This is a genomic window from Pseudomonas sp. EGD-AK9 (assembly GCF_000465935.2).
GTDB lineage: Bacteria > Pseudomonadota > Gammaproteobacteria > Pseudomonadales > Pseudomonadaceae > Aquipseudomonas.
In genome coordinates this window covers 1-629 of the sequence record NZ_AVOF01000860.1, presented here as the reverse complement: position 1 = coordinate 629, position 629 = coordinate 1, and the positions used below count along the sequence as shown (strand labels likewise).

General features: G+C 74.2%; 1 pseudogene. It reads right to left on the bottom strand.

The features are described 5' to 3' along the window. Positions 1 to 629: pseudogene (locus tag N878_RS29250) on the bottom strand (hypothetical protein); the annotation flags it as partial.

Sequence of the window (629 nt, the reverse complement as noted above, 5' to 3'; positions counted from 1 at the left end):
GTCAGCGGGCCTTCGAGCTGCGGCGTCTGGGGCGTGCCGTGCAGGCGCAGGGCGCCCAGCTCGGCGCCCAGCTGCTGCAGCTCGAGCTCGCCGCTGCGCAGGCGCCGGAGTGCGATTCGTGAGCCTTCGCCGAGGACGAAGTCCAGGCGTTGGGCATCGGCCAGGCCGCTTAGCCGCAACCGCAGCTGCAGCTCGTCGAGCCGGTTGCCGGCCAGGCGGACCCGGGCGGCGTCGGCATCGAGGCGCAGGTGCGCCAGGGTCAGCGCCCAGTCCTTCTGCAGCTGCAGCTCGATATCGGCCTCGCCCTGCAGCCGCAGCGGTCCCTGGCCCTGCAGTTGCGCGTGCAGGGCCAGTCCGTCGGACGTGCTGGTGGGCGTCGCGCGCGGGGCGATCTGCAGGCGCAGCTGCTGCGGGCGCAGTCCGTCGGGCAGCGCCGTCAGCCAGGGCGCTCCCTGGGGATCGAGCAGCAGGTCGGCGTGCAGTTCGCGGGCCTGCCAGCGGCCGGCGGCGTTATGCAGATCCACCGCCAGCTCGCCGCTGACCAGGCCCAGCGCAGGCAGCGGCCAGGGGTGTTGCAGCAGGGCATCGAGGCGCAGCCAGCCCGGCGCGGCGAGCAGGTCGTCCAGTTG